This window comes from Roseovarius nitratireducens, assembly GCF_002925845.1.
GTDB lineage: Bacteria > Pseudomonadota > Alphaproteobacteria > Rhodobacterales > Rhodobacteraceae > Roseovarius > Roseovarius nitratireducens.
In genome coordinates this window covers 69382-85099 of the sequence record NZ_PDNI01000018.1, presented here as the reverse complement: position 1 = coordinate 85099, position 15718 = coordinate 69382, and the positions used below count along the sequence as shown (strand labels likewise).

The following is a 15718-nucleotide window of genomic DNA, read 5'->3' as shown; positions in this document are numbered from 1 at the left end:
GCTCTTACGGGAAGTGTTTCACACTAAGATTCGGTGAACAAGACCTTGCCTCAGTAAAACGCCGCCGCATTGTTCATCAGGATGATCCGCAGCGCGTAGACCCCGATCAGCACCACCAACGGCGCGAGGTCGATGCCCCCCATATTCGGCAGGATGCGACGCACCGGAGCATAGAGCGGCTCGAGCAGCCGGTTAAGCACGTACCAGATCTGCGCCACCAGTTGCTGCCGGAGGTTCAGCACCTGGAAATTGATGAGCCAGGACATGACGACATGCGCGATGACGAAGAACCAAAGCACATCGAGCAGCAGCATCAGGATCTGGAAAAGCGATTGCATGGTGGCCTGGCCCTCTTGTCTGAACGCCCCAAGACCTATGCGGGCTCGGGCGCGAGCGCAAGCCTGACGCGCGGTCGCGGTTGACGCCGGGCCAACCGCCTGCCAAGGCCGCGCCGGAACCACCGGAGACGCCCCATGTATCCCGTCATACGCCTGTTCTGGCAGCTTTGGCGCCACCGCAACGACCCGCCGCTGCCGGTCACCGGAACCCATGTTTCGCACCACACCTGCCTGCCCTGGGATATCGACCTGTGGCGCGAGCTAAACAATGGGCGCACGCTGACCCTCTACGATCTGGGTCGCATCCCACTCGCGGGCCGCACCGGGTTGATCACGGTCTTGCGGCGCGAACGCTGGGGGCTGACGATGGCGGGGGCGAGCGTGCGATATCGCCGCCGCGTCCGCATGTTCGACCGGATCGAGATGCGATCGCGGCTTTTGTCGTGGGATGCGCGGTTCATGTATCTTGAGCAATCCATGTGGCGGCGTGACGGAGAGTGCGCCAACCACATCCTCTACCGTGCGGCTGTGACCGGGCGCGACGGGATCGTGCCGCCTGCCGACGTGCTGGACGCGCTTGGGCACCCCGGGCTCGCCGCGCCGCCCCTGCCCGGCTGGGTCCGAGCGTGGATCGAGGCCGATGCCGCGCGCCCCTGGCCGCCGATGCAGGACCCCATAGAGGAATAGCTTGCCAGCCCACGCCCGAGCCTGTCTTATCGCGGAAAACGGGCGGGGGACGGCATGGCGGCGATATCGACGCGCAAGCGCATCTGGGGCTGGTTTTTCTTCGACTGGGCGAGCCAGCCTTATCACACGCTGCTCATCACCTTCATTTTCGGCCCCTATTTTGCCTCTGTCGCCGCCGAGTATTACATGAATACCGGCCTGCCCGAGCACGCGGCGGACGCGCGCGCGCAGGCGCTGTGGTCCACCGGGCTGACGGTCAGCGGGCTCATCATCGGGCTTGGTGCGCCAATCATGGGCGCCTTCGCCGACACCACGGGACGGCGGCTGCCGTGGATCATGGTGTTTTCGCTCATGTACGTGGTCGGGGCCGCGTCGATCTGGGGGATGATGCCCGACGGGTCGAACCTGTGGTTCGGCCTGCTGGCCTTCGGCCTCGGCTTCATCGGGGCGGAATACGCGCTGATCTTCATCAACTCGCAGCTTCCGTCGCTCGGTAACGAGGAAGAGGTCGGCGCGATCTCGGGCTCGGGCTTTGCCTTTGGCTACGCGGGCGGGGTGGTGTCGCTCTTGCTCATGCTGGCGCTCTTCGTCGAACAGCCGAGCGGCAAGACCCTGATCGGCCTCGACCCGGCTTTCGGCCTGGATGCAGCAGCGCGCGAGGGGACGCGCTTTGTCGGGCCGTTCACGGCGCTGTGGTTCGCACTCTTTATGATCCCCTATTTCCTGTGGGTGCGCGATACCGGCCCGCCGCGGCAGGGGCGCGGCATGCGCGACGCGCTCGGGCTTCTTGTCAACACGATCAAGGGCTTGCGCCATCGCCTGAGCCTGAGCGCTTATCTCGGCTCGTCGATGTTCTACCGCGATGCGCTCAACGGCCTTTATGGCTTCGGCGGCACCTACGCCATTCTCGTGCTCAACTGGTCGATCACCTCGGTGGGTATCTTCGGAATCGTCGGCGCGATTTCGGCGGCGCTGTTCAGCTGGCTGGGCGGTAAACTCGACGCCCGCTTCGGACCCAAGCCGGTGATCATCACCGCAATCTGGGGGTTGATCGCGGTCTGCGTGACGGTCGTGGGGATGGACCGGAGCCAGATATTCGGCGTCCCGCTGGCCGAGGGATCGGCCATTCCGGATGCTGTATTCTTTGGTTGCGGCGTGCTGATCGGGGGCCTCGGCGGCACCCTTCAGGCGGCAAGCCGGACCCTCATGGTGCGCCACACCGATCCCGCCGCCCCGACCGAGAATTTCGGGCTTTACGGGCTGTCGGGACGGGCCACCGCCTTTCTCGCCCCGGCGCTGATCGGCCTCGTCACCACCATGTCAGGCAGCGCGCGGATCGGCATCGCGCCGGTCATCGGGCTTTTCGTAATCGGGTTGTTGCTGCTAAGATGGGTCAACTCCGAGGGAGATCGCACATCATGAGATGCATCGCCACACTCATCGCATCACTGGCGCTTGGCGGATGCATGGATGCGCAGGAACGCGCGCCCACCCCCGGCATCTTGTCGAGCCAGAGCATCCCCGCCTCGATGCAAGGTGTTCATGCCAAACAACTTTTCGGCACACAGCCGCGCGGAAGCGAGCATGCGCCCGCCGCCTATGGCAGCTATGCCAAGGGCTGTCTCGCCGGGGCAGTGGCCCTGCCTGAAAGCGGCCCCACCTGGCAAGCCATGCGCCTGAGCCGCAACCGTAACTGGGGCCATCCGGAAACTATTGATCTCATTCAGAAACTCTCTCGCCGCGCGGCGCAGCAGCCGGGCTGGAACGGGCTCTACGTCGGCGATATCAGCCAGCCGCGCGGCGGGCCGATGCTGTCGGGGCATCGCAGTCACCAGATGGGGCTGGACGCGGATATCTGGCTGCGGCCCGCCGACGATCTGGCGCTGAACCGCGCGGCGAGGGAAAATATCTCTTCGATTTCAATGAGAAGGGCGAATGGTGCCTATACCAACGGCAACTGGACACGCGCGCAACACGAGATCGTCAAGGCTGCAGCCAAGGACCCGCGCACGGCGCGCATCTTCATCTTTCCCGGGGCCAAGGTGCAGATGTGCAAGGACGAAACCGGGGATCGCGCCTGGCTGCGCAAGGTACGGCCGTGGTGGGGGCACCACTACCATTTCCATGTGCGCTTGAATTGTCCCGAAAATGCAAGAGGTTGTGTGGAACAGGCCGCGCCGCCGCCCGGCGATGGCTGTGCCGAGGCGCAACAATGGGTGCGCAATATCCTGAACCCGCCGCCGCCCGACCCGGACGCGCCCAAGCCCAAGCCCCGGCGCGAATTGACGATGGCCGACCTGCCGAGGCAATGCGTGGCGGTGCTGCAAGCCGAATGAATCAGCATCCTGCGTCGGATTTTGTCCCCGCCACATGATTTTGTTTTGACATGAGCGGAATTTGTGGCACGCTTGTCTCAGGTTCAACAAAGCGAAAGGAGGTGGTCCAGTGTCTATAGAGGTATTGGAGCGAGGTGTCGGGACAGTCCGGGAGGCCGCCGTCTAGGGCAGCCCCGAGGCGAAAGCCACCCGGATTGGCGCGTGCCTGACCGGCCCGCCTCCGTGACTTCTGGAGGGCCGTCCCGAACCGGGGCGGCCCTTTTCAACCTGTAGGTTCGCGGCTCGAACCGCACGGTTCACGCCAACCTGCGACCGCCGCGTTAACCGGATCTGCCCATGCTGAGGATTACCGACGACATCGCCATCGAGGATTGGGAGCTGACCGAGCAGTTCATCCGCGCCTCGGGTCCCGGCGGGCAGAACGTCAACAAGGTGGCGAGCGCGGTCGAGCTGCGCTTCGAGGCCGACCGCTCGCCCAACCTGCCCGGCCCGGTGAAGGCGCGGCTCCGTCGGTTGGCGGGGCGGCGTTGGACCAAGGAGGGCGCGGTGGTGCTGCAATGCGACGAGACCCGCAGCCAGACCCGCAACCGCGAGATCGTGCGCGACCGGCTGGCCGAGCTGATCCGGCAGGCCACGGTCAAGCCCAAGCGACGTGTCCCGACGCGGGTCTCGGCCAACCAGAAGCGCAAGCGCGTGGCGGCGAAGAAGCAGCGCGGCGAGGTCAAGGCGCTGCGCGGGCGCGTGGACGGCGAGGAGTGAGGGCCGGGCCAATTGAACCGGATACCAGGAATTGGTACATTGCGGTCAAAGGAGATGCCCCATGCCCCGCAACACCTCTGTCGTGCTCAGCGACCACTTCAACGAGTTCATCGCCCGCGCCGTGGAAAGCGGCCGCTACAACTCGGCCAGCGATGTCGTGCGCGCGGGGTTGCGGATACTGGAACGTCAAGAGGCGGAACTGGAGTTCGACAGACTGAAGGCCAGCCTTGAGGAGGCCGACAGGCAGGCGGCGAGCGGTGAAACCCTCGACGTCGATCCCGAACGCTTCCTCGCCGCCAAGCGCAAAGCATCGGCGTGACGGGATTTCGCCTGACACGGGCGGCGATGGCCGACCTGAATGACATCTGGGATTATTCAAGCGCAACATGGGGACCGGCCCAAGCGGAAGCCTATGTCTCCGGGATATTCGAATGTTTCGCCCGCGCGGTGGCCGCACCGGGGACAGGGCGCGACCGGTCCGTCTTCGTGCCGGGTGCACGATCGCTGAAAACCGGGCAACACCTCGTGTTCTTCCGTCAGGTTGGGTCGGATGTCGTGATCCTGCGGGTGGTGCATGAGCGACGCAACTGGGCGGCGCTGAGTTTTGCGGACGAACAGGACTGACGTCATACCCATCCCGGCCTCTTCTTGGCACAAATACCCACACGGCGGGGCGCAGACCCGCCGCCCACCGTAACGCAGCGTTCACGGGTGACAAGCGCGCGCAGGCGAGGCATCACGGGGATAAGCCAAGGGAGAGAGCCATGACCAACTATCCGCATCTTCTCGCGCCCCTCGATCTGGGCCATGTCACGCTGAAGAACCGCGTGCTCATGGGGTCTATGCATACCGGGCTGGAGGAGACGCGCGACTGGAACCGGGTGGCGGAGTTCTACGCCGCCCGTGCGCGCGGCGGCGTCGGGCTGATGGTCACCGGCGGCATGGCCCCCAATCGCGAGGGCGGGGTGTTTCCGGGGGCGGCGGGGCTGTTCACGCCCGAGGATATCGCCAATCACCGCATCGTCACCGACCGGGTGCATGACGCGGGCGGGCTGATCGCGATGCAGATCCTGCATGCGGGCCGCTATGCCTATGGCAAGGAATGCGTGGCCCCCTCGGCCATCAAGTCACCGATTTCGCCCTTCACACCGCATGAGCTGGACGAGGCGGGGATCGAGAAGCAGATCGCCGATATCGTGACAGCGGCGGAGCGCGCCCGTGAGGCAGGCTATGACGGGGTCGAGATCATGGGGAGCGAGGGGTATTTCCTCAACCAGTTCCTCGTCACCCACACCAACAAGCGCACGGACCGCTGGGGCGGCTCTTACGAGAACCGGATGCGCCTGCCGCTGGAGGTGGTGCGCCGGGTGCGCGCGGCGGTGGGCCGCGATTTCATCCTGATCTATCGCCTGAGCATGATCGACCTCATCCCCGAGGGCAGCACCCACGACGAGGTGGTGCAACTGGCGCAGTCGGTGGAGGATGCGGGCGCGTCGATCCTCAATACCGGGATCGGCTGGCACGAGGCGCGGGTGCCGACGATTGCCACCTCTGTCCCGCGGGCGGGATGGGCCTGGGTTACGCAAAAGCTGATGGGCAAGGTGGGTATCCCGGTCATCACCTCGAACCGGATCAACACGCCCGAGGTGGCCGAGGGCCTGCTGTCGGAGGGCGTGGCCGACATGGTGAGCATGGCGCGGCCGTTCCTCGCCGATGCGGAGTTCGTCAAGAAGGCCGCCGAGGGGCGCGGCAAGACCATCGCACCCTGTATCGCCTGCAACCAGGCCTGTCTGGATCATACCTTCTCGGGCAAGCTGACCACCTGCCTTGTCAATCCGCGCGCCTGCCACGAGACGGAGCTGGTGATCGCGCCCACGGATGCCCCCAAGCGCATCGCGGTGGTCGGCGCGGGGCCGGCGGGCCTGTCGGCGGCGATCACGGCGGCGGGGCGGGGGCATGGCGTGACGCTATTTGACCGCGCGGGCGAGATCGGCGGGCAGCTCAACATGGCGCGCGTGATCCCCGGCAAGGAGGAGTTTCACGGGCTGGTGGACTGGTTCGGCGTGATGGCCGGCGAGGCGGGCGTCGAGGTGAAGCTGGGGCAGGATGTGGGCGCAAATGACCTCGCGGACTTTGACGAGGTGATCATCGCCACCGGGGTGATCCCCCGCGACCCGGGTATCCCCGGACAGGATGGCCCCAACGTGGTGAATTACATCGACGTGCTGCGCGGGAAGGCAAAGGTGGGCAAACGCGTCGCCGTGGTGGGCGCGGGGGGGATCGGCTTCGACGTGGCGGAATTCCTGGTCCACGCGGGCGAGAGCCCGACGGAGAATATCGCGCTCTGGCGCGAGGAATGGGGGGTGGGCGACCCGGCAGACGTGCGTGGCGGGCTGGCCCCGCAAGGGCCGCAGCCCGAGCCGCCCGCGCGTGCCGTGACGATGTTGCAGCGCAAGGCCGAGCGTCCCGGCAAGCGGCTGGGCAAGACCACGGGGTGGATTCACCGCGCGGCGCTCCGGATGAAGGGGGTCGAGATGGTGAGCGGCGTCAATTACGAGCGGATCGACGGCGACGGGCTGCACATCAGTTTCGGCGAGGCACGGGAGAACCCGACGCTGATCGAGGCCGACACGATCGTACTCTGCGCCGGGCAGTTGAGCGAGCGCAGCCTGGCCGATGCGTTGGAGGCCCGTGGCGTGAAGGCCCACGTGATCGGCGGCGCGGATGTCGCCGCCGAGTTGGACGCGAAACGCGCGATAGACCAGGGCACGCGGCTGGCTGCGGCGCTCTGAACGGCCCCCTCGGGCGCGGGGGTGTCGCCGACGAACGCGGGGACGGCAGCCGCAAGCGTGATGGCGAATGTCACTACGATATGCGGTTTCATGGCATATCCGCCCTGAATGCGACCACAACTCGGGCAAAGCATACCCCCGCAGGACAGATCATAGCCTCAATTTGCCGTGTTTCGGTGTTTCCCGTGCGGCGACGATTCCGACAGCACCCCGATATTGTCAGTCGCGCGCCGCAGTTGCGCCTGATTTTTCCGTCACACCATCAGGTGATCGGAGAATGAGGTAGCAGTATGGATCGCCTGACGGAAATGGAGGCCTTTGCCACGGTGGTGGACCAGGGCGGGTTTACCGACGCGGCCCGCAAGATGGGTATTTCGAAATCCGCCGTGTCCAAGCATGTCTCTTCGCTCGAGGCACGCCTCGGTGCACGGCTTCTCAACCGCACCACGCGGCGGGTCAGTCCCACCGAGATCGGGCTGGCCTATTACGACCGGGCGCTCAGGGTGCTCAACGACGCGGGCGAGGCGGATGCGCTGGTAAGCTCGATGCAGTCGGACCCCTCGGGGCTGTTGCGCATCTCGGTGGCCACCGATTTCGGCGTCAATCACCTGAGCCCGGTTCTGGGCCAGTTTCTCGAGGATTTCCCGGATATCACCGTCAACATGGTGCTCAACAACCGCTATGTGGAGCTGATCTCCGAAGGATTCGACATGGCGGTGCGGATCGGCGACCTGGAGGACAGCACGCTACGCGCGCGCAAGCTGTCGAACACCACCCGCCGCATGATCGCGAGCCCCGCCTATTTCAAGAAATACGGACGGCCCCAGAAGATCGACGATCTCAACGAGCACAAGCTGTTGCACTATTCCAGCCAGGGCGGCAACGCGGTGTGGAAGCTGACCGCGCCCTCGGGCGAGAAGCGGCAGGTGCGCACGGCGGGGGGCCTCAGCGTCAATGACGGGCAATCGCTGCTCAACGCCGCGATCTCGGGCCTCGGGATCGCCTATCTTCCATCGTTCCTCTATGCCCGGGCGCTGGCCGAGGGCCAGGTGGAGGACGCGATGCCCGACCTGCCGATGGAGACACAGGGTATCTATGCCGTCTATCCGCCGGGCCGTTTCACCCAGCCCAAGGTGCGCGCCTTCATTGACTTCCTTGTCCACCAGTTCGCCCAGAAAGGTCCGACGGACTGGTGAGGACAAGGCACCGGTGTCCTCCTCGTCAGCAATGACGACACCTCGTCCCGGCCCGCCCTCGTGCGGGCCGGTTTTTTGTGTGTGTGGGAGGCAAGCGGTGGCCTGACAGCCTTGTGCGATACGTCAGATAGTGAGGTGGAGGGCGGGGTGTGGGTTATGACGGGTCGGAACAGCCGACGGGGAATGGCCTGGAGGGGACGTTGCCGTCTGGTCCCGGCGCGGAATCAAGGGCGAAGCCCGCCGCGCCATCGCATGTCCGCCCCCCGGACAGGCGATTTGGCTAAGCCAATGCGCCGATTGCATGTTTTTCGGGAAAGCAGAAATAAAGTGCCCTGAAAAACCGTTGGATCGCCTGCCCGCGGACATACGATGACACGGCTCACTGCAACGACCGCTCAAGGCCAATCGCTGCCCTCACGACGCAATCTTCCACCGGCAACACCGCCCTGCCTTGCTGACCGTCAGTCCCGGCCAAGAAACCGGATCATCGTGTCGCCGTAGCGCCGCTCTTCGATCAGGCGCAGGGCCTCGGGGGGGGTGATGGGGGCGCTCTCCTCCCACACGATCAGTGCGTCGGCGGCGATCCAGCCGCCCGCCAGTGCCGCCGCGAGCGCCGCCTCGCCCAGACCCTTGCCATAGGGGGGGTCGAGGAAGACGAGGTCATGGGGGGCGTCCGGGTTGGGGCCGGGCCTGCGCGCATCGAGAGGGAACACCCGCGCGGCATCCCCTGCCCCGCAGCGCCCGATGTTGTCGCGCAGGAGCGCCAGCGCCTTGCGCCCGCTCTCGACGAAGCTGGCCTGTGCCGCGCCGCGCGACAGCGCCTCGAGCCCGAGCGCGCCGGTGCCGGCGAAGAGGTCGAGCACGCGCGCGCCGGTGACGGGATCGCCATAGCCGCCCGCCAGCACGTTGAAGAGCGCCTCGCGCACCCGGTCGGAGGTGGGGCGCAGATGCGCCGCTGCATCCCCCTTGCCGACGCTGGCCAGCGCCCGGCCACGATGCGCGCCGCCGATGATCCTCACTTCAGAAGCGCCTTGAGATCGGTGGTGGGATCGGCGACGCGGTCCGGATCGGCGCTGCGCCCTGCCTCGATCAGCCGCTTGCCCACCATGTAGGCGCGCGGATCGTTCATGGCGTCCACCGCAAGCAGCCGATCGCCCGCGTAGTACCAGAAGGACACCGCGTCGCCCACCGCCCGCGTCACGATCCGGTCATAGCCGGTGCCAAGCCCGGCGATCTGGAGTTTCACGTCGTATTGATCCGACCAGAACCACGGCTTGGGCACGTAGTCCTGGCCCGCGCCGGTGATGTTGTCGGCCACGCATTCGGCCATGTCGATGGCGTTGGGCACGCTTTCCAGCCGCAGCCGTCCGTCGCCGTATGGAAACGAGGCGCAATCGCCTGCGGCCCAGATCGCCGGGTCGTCGGTGCGGCCCTGCGCGTCCACGGCGATGCCATTGTCGATGGCGAGCCCCGCGTCCTCGGCCAGCGCGGTATCGGGCACGATGCCGACGCCGACGATCACCATATCCACCTCCAGCGCACTGCCGTCGGTGAGCCGGGCATCTGTCACCTGCCCCTCGCCCATGAGCCGCTCGAGCCCGACGCCCTCGCGGATATCGACGCTGTGGCGGGTGTGCAGCGCACGGAAATAGTCCGAGGTCTCCTTTGCTGCCACGCGTTGCAGGATGCGGGGGGCCATCTCGACGAGGGTGACGGCCATGCCGCGGCTTGCCGCCACCGCCGCCGCCTCGAGCCCGATATAGCCGCCGCCGACGATCAGCACCCGCGCCCCCGGCACCACGCCCGGCGCCATCGCATCGACTTCCGCCAGCGTGCGCACGACGTGCACGCCGCCCAGATCGCCGCCAATGGCCGCGGGCAGGCGGCGCGGGCGCGAGCCGGTGGCGAGCACCAGCGTGTCATAGCCGAGCCGCCCCGCGTCCATCACCACCTCTTGGGCGGTGCGGTCGATGGCGGTGACGCGGGTGCCGGTGCGCAGGTCGATCCCGGCCTCGGCATAGGCGCTCTCGGGGCGCAGGAAGAGGCGTTCGAGGGCCATCTCGCCCAGCAGGTATTTCTTGGACAGCGGCGGCCGCTGGTAGGGCGGCACGGGCTCGTCCCCGATGAGCGTGATCGCGCCGTCGAAGCCCTGGGTCCGCAGCCGCGTCACCAGCGACGCCCCGGCCTGCCCGGCCCCGATCACCACCACGTGCGTCATTCCCGTCTCCCGCCCATCTTTGCCGTGGCCCCTTGCCTAGCACCGGCCTATGGTTACATCAAACGGCAACGCGACAGGAGAAAGGAAGCGACCATGACCATATCCACCGGCGACAAGCTGCCCGACGCGGACCTGCTGAAACTGGGCGAGGGCGGCCCCGAGACGGTGAGCCTGTCGGCCCTGACGAAGGGGCGCAAGGTGGTGATCTTTGCCGTACCGGGTGCCTACACCCCCACCTGTTCCTCGGCCCATGTCCCGAGCTTCATCCGCACGAAGGACGGCTTTGACGCCAAGGGCGTGGACGAGATCATCTGCGTCAGCGTCAACGACCCGTTCGTGATGCAGGCCTGGGGCGATGCGACCGGCGCGGCAAAGGCCGGGATCACCATGCTGGGCGACCCGCAGGGCGCATTCACCAAGGCGATCGGCATGGATTTCGACGCGCCCCCCGCCGGGCTCATCGGGCGCTCGAAGCGCTATGCGATGGCGGTCGAGGACGGCCGCGTAACGGTGCTGCATGTCGAGGAAAGCCCCGGCACCTGCGAGGCCACCGCGGGCGAATCGCTGCTCGCCGCGATGTGACTGCCGACGCTGGTGCGGGGGCGCTGATCCTCGCACCGCGCCCCCTTCTCGTGCCGTCAGGCCGGGGATATTTTCAGCAAGATGAAGCCGCGCCGGGTTTCTTCCTGGCCCAGATACTCGGATCCCCCGGTCTCAGTCCACAAGGCCGTCGAACTTGCGCGCGAGCTTGACGTCGAGCGCGCTCAGGCCGCCCACATCGTGGGTCGATAATGTGATTTCGACGCGGTTGTAGACGTTGAACCATTCCGGGTGGTGATTCCATTTCTCGGCCCAGAGCGCGGCGCGGGTCATGAAGCCCATCGCCTCGACGAAATCGCCGAACTTGTAGGTCTTGGCGATGGCGTCGCGCCCCTCGACCATCGACCAGCCGTTTTCCAGGAGCGGTTGAAGCGTGGTCTTGCGGGCGGTGTTGCTGAGTTTCTCGGTCATTCGTGGTCCTCCATCGGGGTCTTGCGGAAGGGGCCGTAGCCGGTGAGGATCTCGATCTCTTCCTCGACGGCGGCGCGCTCGGCATCGAGATACTGTGCCACCGCCTCGGCGAAGCCCGGGTCGCGCAGCCAGTGCAGCGAATGAGTGGCCCGGGGCAGGTAGCCGCGGGCGAGCTTGTGCTCGCCCTGCGCACCAGCCTCTACCCTTTGCAGCCCGTGTTCAATGGCGAAATCCATGGCCCGGTAATAGCACAGTTCGAAATGAAGGCAGGGGTGGTCCTCGGCGCAGCCCCAGTATCGGCCAAAGAGTGCCGAGCGCCCGATCAGGTTCATCGCCCCCGCCACCGGGCGGCCGCCGCGCAGGGCGAGCACCAACAGCACGTCGTCGCGCAGGCGGTCCTGTGCGAGATCGAAGAAGGCCCGGGTGAGGTAGGGCGTGCCCCATTTGCGCGCGCCGGTGTCCTGGTAGAACTCCCACATCGCCTGCCAGTGCGCGGGGCGGATGTCGTCGCCGGTGAGCGAGACGATCTCGCCGCCGAAGGCTTGCGCGCGGGCGCGTTCCTTGCGGATGGTCTTGCGCTTGCGCGACGAGAGATGCCCGAGGAAATCGTCGAAATCGCGATAGCCACGGTTGTGCCAGTGGTATTGCTGTGTCTGCCGGGCCAGGAGCCCTGCCCGTTCGCCCGCCGCCTCCTCGTCATCGGTGCAGAAGGTGACGTGCAGCGACGAAAGCCGGTTCTGCGCCGCCAGCGCCGTGGCACCTTGCAGGAGTGCTGCGCGCCCCTCGTCCTCGTTCCCCGGGCGGGTCAGCAGCCGCCGCCCGGTCACCGGGGTGAAGGGCACGGCAATCTGCGCCTTGGGGTAGTAGCGCCCGCCCGCGCGCTCGTAGGCATGGGCCCAGGCGTGGTCGAAGATGTATTCGCCCTGGCTGTGACCCTTGAGATAGAGCGGCGCACAGGCGATCACCTGATCCGCCCGCGTCACCGTCAGGTGATGCGGATGCCAGCCGCTGCCGGGACCGACCGAGCCGCTGTCCTCGAGCGCGGCGAGGAAGCGGTGGGTGGTGAACGGATCCTCGGGGCGGCCGCCACCCTCGGCCTCGGGGCAGGCGCAGGCATCCCACGCCTCCGCGCCGATGGCGTGGATGCTGTCATGGGCGGTGACGGTCAGCTCGGTCTCGCTCATCCTCGCAAGTCCCCGGTTGCGTGCGGACGCATGTGTATCTGGCGCATCGGGCGCGCGCATCAAGCGGGCAGATCGGGGAGGTATCCCTCGAAGGTGACGGTATCGGCCACGCGGCGCGCGCGCGCCTCGGCCTCGGCACTGCGCACGGTCCAGCACAGGATCGGCGCGCCGCGCGCGCGCAGGCGGGCGAGATGCGGGCTGTCGAGGTCGCCCGCCTCGTGACTGACGAAACCCGCGCCCGCCGCGTCGTAATCGGGGATGGCGCGGAGCCGCGCGCGGGTCTCCTCGGGCAGGAGCGGCCAGTTTTCGGCGGAGAAGGCGCCGGTGACGAGACCACGGGGGACCTGCGGCGCGCGCGCGGCCATCGCGATCATCATGTGCGGGTTGAAGGACATCACCGCCACCGGCCCCGCATAATCCGTAAGCGCCGCCGCGGTGGCGGACTCGAGCGCGCCGCTCGTCTCGCCCATCTGGCCATGCTGGTCCTTGAGCTCGACGAGGAGCGGCACCTGCCCGGCGACGAGGGCGAGGATCTCGGGCAGGTCGGGGATGCCCTCGTCGCCGCCCTTGAGGCGGATTTGCGCGAGTTGGGCGGCATCGCGCTGGCGCACAGGGCCCGTCTCGGACGTGAGCCGCCCGAGGTCGTAATCGTGGAACACCATTGCGTGGCCGTCCCGGCTGGCTTGCAGGTCGATCTCGATTCCATAGCCTGCCGCGATCGCCGCGCAGACCGCGGCGCGCGAGTTCTCGGGGCGGCCAGCATCGCGGTCATGAAGGCCGCGATGCGCCAGCGGCACCCGAAGGAACGCCTCGGGCAGCGGGGTCATCGGACGCGGAATATCCCGTCGATCTCGACCGCGACGCCGAAGGGCAGTGACGCGGCGGAGACGGCGGCGCGGGCGTGCTTGCCTGCCTCGCCGAGCGCCTCGCCGAGGAAATCGGACGCACCGTTGATGACCTGCGGCTGCTGGGTGAAATCCGGGGTGGAATTGACGAAGCCGGTGAGCCGCACCACTTGCACCAGCCGGTCGAGGTCGCCGCCGCAGGCGGCCTTGACCTGTGCCAGGAGGGCAATGGCGCAGACGCGCGCCGCCTCGGTGCCCGCTGCCATGTCCATGTCGGCCCCGAGTTTGCCGGTGAGCAGGCGGTCGCCGTCCTTGGCGATCTGGCCCGAGACGTAGAGCATCTCGCCCACCTGCACGTAGGGCACGTAGTTGGCGGCGGGCATCGGCGCCTCGGGCAGGGTCACGCCCATCTCGGCAAGTCTGGTTTCGAACTGGCTCATGTCGTTTTCTCCTGTGGCGCGATTTGCCCTGACGCTAGCGGCGGCACGGGGTAATGAAAAGCCCCCTCGGGATGTCTGCTGCGTGGCGCGGGTCTCGCTGGGAAAAGCGGGCCGCGCCTGCCCGGACCTGACCGGTGCATTTGCGCGACAGCACCGGCGGCAATGTCGTCAGGCACGACTCCAGCCTTGCCGAATGCGGCATCGTTGGAAGCATCCGCCGTCAGGGCGCATGTCGCCATTCTGCCACAGGAATGTGACCGATCGTCGGTCAGGGGTGGGTTTGCGCGGGCGATCGGTTATGTAACATAGCATTCGACTCAGGACGTGGATTCTTGCCGTGACCCCGCCTATTTCTTGTACGTTACGCCGTGCCGTCCCCGCCCTGATCCTGGCGGCCGCGACGCTTGTCGCGGGCTGCGCCGCGCAGGACCCTGCCGCCACGCGGGACGTGTTCGATCCCTACGAGACCGAGAACCGGCGCATGCACGAGTTCAACCGCGGGGTTGACCGGGTGTTGGTGCGGCCCGTGTCCAAGGGCTATGCCAGCGTGGTGCCCGACGATATCGAGACCGGCGTGATCCGGCTCGCCGAGAACCTGTCGCTGCCCGCCGACATCGTGAACAACATCCTGCAGTTGAACATGCGCGGCGCGTTGCAGGACACCGCGCGGCTGGTGGTCAACACCACCGTGGGCCTCGGCGGCGTGTTCGATCCGGCCAGCGAGATGGGCATGGCCGCGCCCACCAACACCGATTTCGGCGAGACACTGCATGTCTGGGGCGCGCGCGAGGGCGCCTATATCGAGCTGCCGTTCCTCGGACCATCGACGACGCGGCACACCTTTGGCATTTTCGCGGACCTGTTCACCAACCCGCTCACCTATGTACTGGACAGCCCCGAGAACCTCGCCGGCACCGCGGCGGGCGTGGCCTCGGGCCTGTCGCGGCGCGAGCGGTTCACGGAAACGATCGACCAGATTCTCTACGAGAGCGAGGACAGCTACGCGCTGTCGCGCTCGATTTTCCTGCAGAATCGACGGTTCAAGGTTGGCGGCACCACGGGTGCGGCCTATACCGATCCCTATGACGGCACGGCCGGTGGCGGTGCCGCCGCTTCGACCCCGTTGGAGGATCCTTATGACGAGTAAACTGACGAGTAAGCCGACACGACGTTTCTTTATGTCCGCCGGGCTGGCCGCGATGGGGCTGGCCTCGATGCCCGACACCGCCCGCGCCCTGACCAAAGCGCGCGCCCGCGCGCTCATCGACCAGGTGGTGAGTGACATCAACCGGGTGATCGCCTCGGGGCAGCCGCTGTCGCAGATGATCGTGGAGTTCGAGCGCATCTTCGCGCGCTATGCAGATGTGTCAATCATCGCGCGCTCGACGCTAGGGGCGGATGCCAACCGCCTCTCCGGGGCACAGATGCGCGCCTATACCGATGCGTTCCGCGGCTACATCTCCCGCAAATACGGCAAGCGTTTCAACGAGTTCGTGGGCGGGCGGATCGAGGTCAAGGACGTGCGCGAGGTGAAATCGTGGTACGAGGTCCGCTCGATGGTCTACCTGCGCGGGCAGTCGCCCTTCGAGGTGAGCTTTCTGGTGTCGGACCGCTCGGGGAAGGACCTGTTCTTCGACATGGTGATCGAGGGCATCAGCCTGCGGCTGAGCGAACGCACCGAGATCGGGGCGATGCTCGACCGTCGAAATGGCGATATCGGCGCGCTGATCACCGACCTGAAGAAGGCGGGGTAGCCAAAGGCCGCGCGAGCACCTTGCTTCCGCGCGGGCCAACTCGCCGATCATCCGGCCAAGGCCAAACCTCGCTTGCGCGCGCGTTGTCCTGCCTGCAAACCCGGCATTGCATAATCCCGACCCCGACGGGCCGCACCGTGCGGCCGGGAGTGGAATGG

General features: G+C 66.8%; 18 protein-coding genes. 11 read left to right on the top strand and 7 right to left on the bottom strand.

Annotated features, from left to right (window positions below; all coding sequences use genetic code 11):
• Window positions 1–50: 50 nt before the first annotated feature.
• Window positions 51–338: a YggT family protein gene (locus CRJ03_RS03335; RefSeq protein WP_104017504.1), complete on the bottom strand. Its 288-nt coding sequence runs from the start codon at window positions 336–338 to the stop codon at window positions 51–53.
• 135 nt (window positions 339–473) lie between these two features.
• Here CRJ03_RS03335 and CRJ03_RS03330 point away from each other — a divergent pair, with 135 nt between their 5' ends.
• The 8 genes from CRJ03_RS03330 (at window position 474) to CRJ03_RS03295 (ending at window position 8108) form a co-directional block, all read left to right on the top strand.
• Window positions 474–1025 (top strand): acyl-CoA thioesterase, encoded by a 552-nt coding sequence (locus CRJ03_RS03330; protein ID WP_104017503.1) that lies wholly within the window; start codon window positions 474–476, stop codon window positions 1023–1025.
• A gap of 54 nt (window positions 1026–1079) precedes the next feature.
• Window positions 1080–2447, top strand: a complete 1368-nt coding sequence (locus tag CRJ03_RS03325; protein WP_104017502.1) for an MFS transporter — start codon at window positions 1080–1082, stop codon at window positions 2445–2447.
• Between the two features lie 107 nt (window positions 2448–2554).
• Complete coding sequence (mepA, locus tag CRJ03_RS03320; RefSeq protein ID WP_439126614.1) at window positions 2555–3361, top strand: penicillin-insensitive murein endopeptidase; 807 nt, start codon at window positions 2555–2557, stop codon at window positions 3359–3361.
• A 336-nt stretch (window positions 3362–3697) separates the two neighbouring features.
• On the top strand, window positions 3698–4120 hold the full coding sequence (gene arfB, locus CRJ03_RS03315) for an alternative ribosome rescue aminoacyl-tRNA hydrolase ArfB (protein ID WP_104017500.1): 423 nt from the start codon (window positions 3698–3700) through the stop codon (window positions 4118–4120).
• 61 nt (window positions 4121–4181) lie between these two features.
• Window positions 4182–4439 (top strand): type II toxin-antitoxin system ParD family antitoxin, encoded by a 258-nt coding sequence (locus CRJ03_RS03310; protein ID WP_104017499.1) that lies wholly within the window; start codon window positions 4182–4184, stop codon window positions 4437–4439.
• Window positions 4436–4744 (top strand): type II toxin-antitoxin system RelE/ParE family toxin, encoded by a 309-nt coding sequence (locus tag CRJ03_RS03305; protein ID WP_165375223.1) that lies wholly within the window; start codon window positions 4436–4438, stop codon window positions 4742–4744. The genes CRJ03_RS03310 and CRJ03_RS03305 overlap by 4 nt, the downstream gene beginning before the upstream one ends.
• Window positions 4745–4884: 140 nt before the next feature.
• Window positions 4885–6912, top strand: a complete 2028-nt coding sequence (locus CRJ03_RS03300) for an NADPH-dependent 2,4-dienoyl-CoA reductase (protein WP_104017497.1) — start codon at window positions 4885–4887, stop codon at window positions 6910–6912.
• A gap of 290 nt (window positions 6913–7202) precedes the next feature.
• The gene (locus tag CRJ03_RS03295) at window positions 7203–8108 is read left to right on the top strand and encodes a LysR family transcriptional regulator (RefSeq protein ID WP_104017496.1); all 906 of its coding nucleotides are present in this window, start codon (window positions 7203–7205) and stop codon (window positions 8106–8108) included.
• Window positions 8109–8569: 461 nt separating this feature from the next.
• Here CRJ03_RS03295 and rsmD read toward each other — a convergent pair whose 3' ends face one another.
• On the bottom strand, window positions 8570–9127 hold the full coding sequence (gene rsmD / locus CRJ03_RS03290) for a 16S rRNA (guanine(966)-N(2))-methyltransferase RsmD (RefSeq protein WP_104017495.1): 558 nt from the start codon (window positions 9125–9127) through the stop codon (window positions 8570–8572).
• Window positions 9124–10326, bottom strand: a complete 1203-nt coding sequence (locus CRJ03_RS03285) for an NAD(P)/FAD-dependent oxidoreductase (RefSeq protein ID WP_104017494.1) — start codon at window positions 10324–10326, stop codon at window positions 9124–9126. Before CRJ03_RS03285 ends, rsmD begins: the two co-directional genes overlap by 4 nt.
• Before the next feature lie 93 nt (window positions 10327–10419).
• Here CRJ03_RS03285 and CRJ03_RS03280 point away from each other — a divergent pair, with 93 nt between their 5' ends.
• Entirely contained in the window at window positions 10420–10908 is a 489-nt protein-coding gene (locus CRJ03_RS03280; RefSeq protein ID WP_104017493.1) for a peroxiredoxin, read from the top strand.
• 132 nt (window positions 10909–11040) lie between these two features.
• Here CRJ03_RS03280 and CRJ03_RS03275 read toward each other — a convergent pair whose 3' ends face one another.
• The 4 genes from CRJ03_RS03275 to CRJ03_RS03260 are packed head-to-tail and all read right to left on the bottom strand — an operon-like array spanning window position 11041 to window position 13806.
• Entirely contained in the window at window positions 11041–11337 is a 297-nt protein-coding gene (locus CRJ03_RS03275; protein ID WP_104017492.1) for a 4a-hydroxytetrahydrobiopterin dehydratase, read from the bottom strand.
• A complete protein-coding gene (locus CRJ03_RS03270; RefSeq protein WP_104017491.1) occupies window positions 11334–12521 on the bottom strand; it encodes a GNAT family N-acetyltransferase in 1188 nt (395 codons plus the stop codon). Before CRJ03_RS03270 ends, CRJ03_RS03275 begins: the two co-directional genes overlap by 4 nt.
• A 59-nt stretch (window positions 12522–12580) precedes the next feature.
• Window positions 12581–13348 (bottom strand): glycerophosphodiester phosphodiesterase family protein, encoded by a 768-nt coding sequence (locus CRJ03_RS03265; RefSeq protein WP_104017490.1) that lies wholly within the window; start codon window positions 13346–13348, stop codon window positions 12581–12583.
• The gene (locus tag CRJ03_RS03260; protein WP_104017489.1) at window positions 13345–13806 is read right to left on the bottom strand and encodes a RidA family protein; all 462 of its coding nucleotides are present in this window, start codon (window positions 13804–13806) and stop codon (window positions 13345–13347) included. The genes CRJ03_RS03265 and CRJ03_RS03260 overlap by 4 nt, the downstream gene beginning before the upstream one ends.
• Window positions 13807–14143: 337 nt before the next feature.
• On the opposite strand from CRJ03_RS03260, the gene CRJ03_RS03255 reads away from it, so the two are divergent.
• Window positions 14144–14953, top strand: coding sequence for an MlaA family lipoprotein (locus tag CRJ03_RS03255; protein ID WP_338066330.1), 810 nt, complete (start codon window positions 14144–14146; stop codon window positions 14951–14953).
• Complete coding sequence (locus tag CRJ03_RS03250) at window positions 14943–15560, top strand: MlaC/ttg2D family ABC transporter substrate-binding protein (RefSeq protein WP_104017488.1); 618 nt, start codon at window positions 14943–14945, stop codon at window positions 15558–15560. The genes CRJ03_RS03255 and CRJ03_RS03250 overlap by 11 nt, the downstream gene beginning before the upstream one ends.
• The last annotated feature ends 158 nt before the right edge of the window (window positions 15561–15718 follow it).

Bases quoted from the DNA above. Each gene is read 5' to 3' on its own strand.
- CRJ03_RS03335 (WP_104017504.1), bottom strand. From the start codon at position 338: ATGCAATCGCTTTTCCAGATCCTGATGCTGCTGCTCGATGTGCTTTGG.
- CRJ03_RS03330 (WP_104017503.1), top strand. From the start codon at position 474: ATGTATCCCGTCATACGCCTGTTCTGGCAGCTTTGGCGCCACCGCAAC.
- CRJ03_RS03325 (WP_104017502.1), top strand. From the start codon at position 1,080: ATGGCGGCGATATCGACGCGCAAGCGCATCTGGGGCTGGTTTTTCTTC.
- mepA (WP_439126614.1), top strand. From the start codon at position 2,555: ATGCAAGGTGTTCATGCCAAACAACTTTTCGGCACACAGCCGCGCGGA.
- arfB (WP_104017500.1), top strand. From the start codon at position 3,698: ATGCTGAGGATTACCGACGACATCGCCATCGAGGATTGGGAGCTGACC.
- CRJ03_RS03310 (WP_104017499.1), top strand. From the start codon at position 4,182: ATGCCCCGCAACACCTCTGTCGTGCTCAGCGACCACTTCAACGAGTTC.
- CRJ03_RS03300 (WP_104017497.1), top strand. From the start codon at position 4,885: ATGACCAACTATCCGCATCTTCTCGCGCCCCTCGATCTGGGCCATGTC.
- CRJ03_RS03295 (WP_104017496.1), top strand. From the start codon at position 7,203: ATGGATCGCCTGACGGAAATGGAGGCCTTTGCCACGGTGGTGGACCAG.
- CRJ03_RS03285 (WP_104017494.1), bottom strand. From the start codon at position 10,326: ATGACGCACGTGGTGGTGATCGGGGCCGGGCAGGCCGGGGCGTCGCTG.
- CRJ03_RS03280 (WP_104017493.1), top strand. From the start codon at position 10,420: ATGACCATATCCACCGGCGACAAGCTGCCCGACGCGGACCTGCTGAAA.
- CRJ03_RS03275 (WP_104017492.1), bottom strand. From the start codon at position 11,337: ATGACCGAGAAACTCAGCAACACCGCCCGCAAGACCACGCTTCAACCG.
- CRJ03_RS03270 (WP_104017491.1), bottom strand. From the start codon at position 12,521: ATGAGCGAGACCGAGCTGACCGTCACCGCCCATGACAGCATCCACGCC.
- CRJ03_RS03265 (WP_104017490.1), bottom strand. From the start codon at position 13,348: ATGACCCCGCTGCCCGAGGCGTTCCTTCGGGTGCCGCTGGCGCATCGC.
- CRJ03_RS03260 (WP_104017489.1), bottom strand. From the start codon at position 13,806: ATGAGCCAGTTCGAAACCAGACTTGCCGAGATGGGCGTGACCCTGCCC.
- CRJ03_RS03250 (WP_104017488.1), top strand. From the start codon at position 14,943: ATGACGAGTAAACTGACGAGTAAGCCGACACGACGTTTCTTTATGTCC.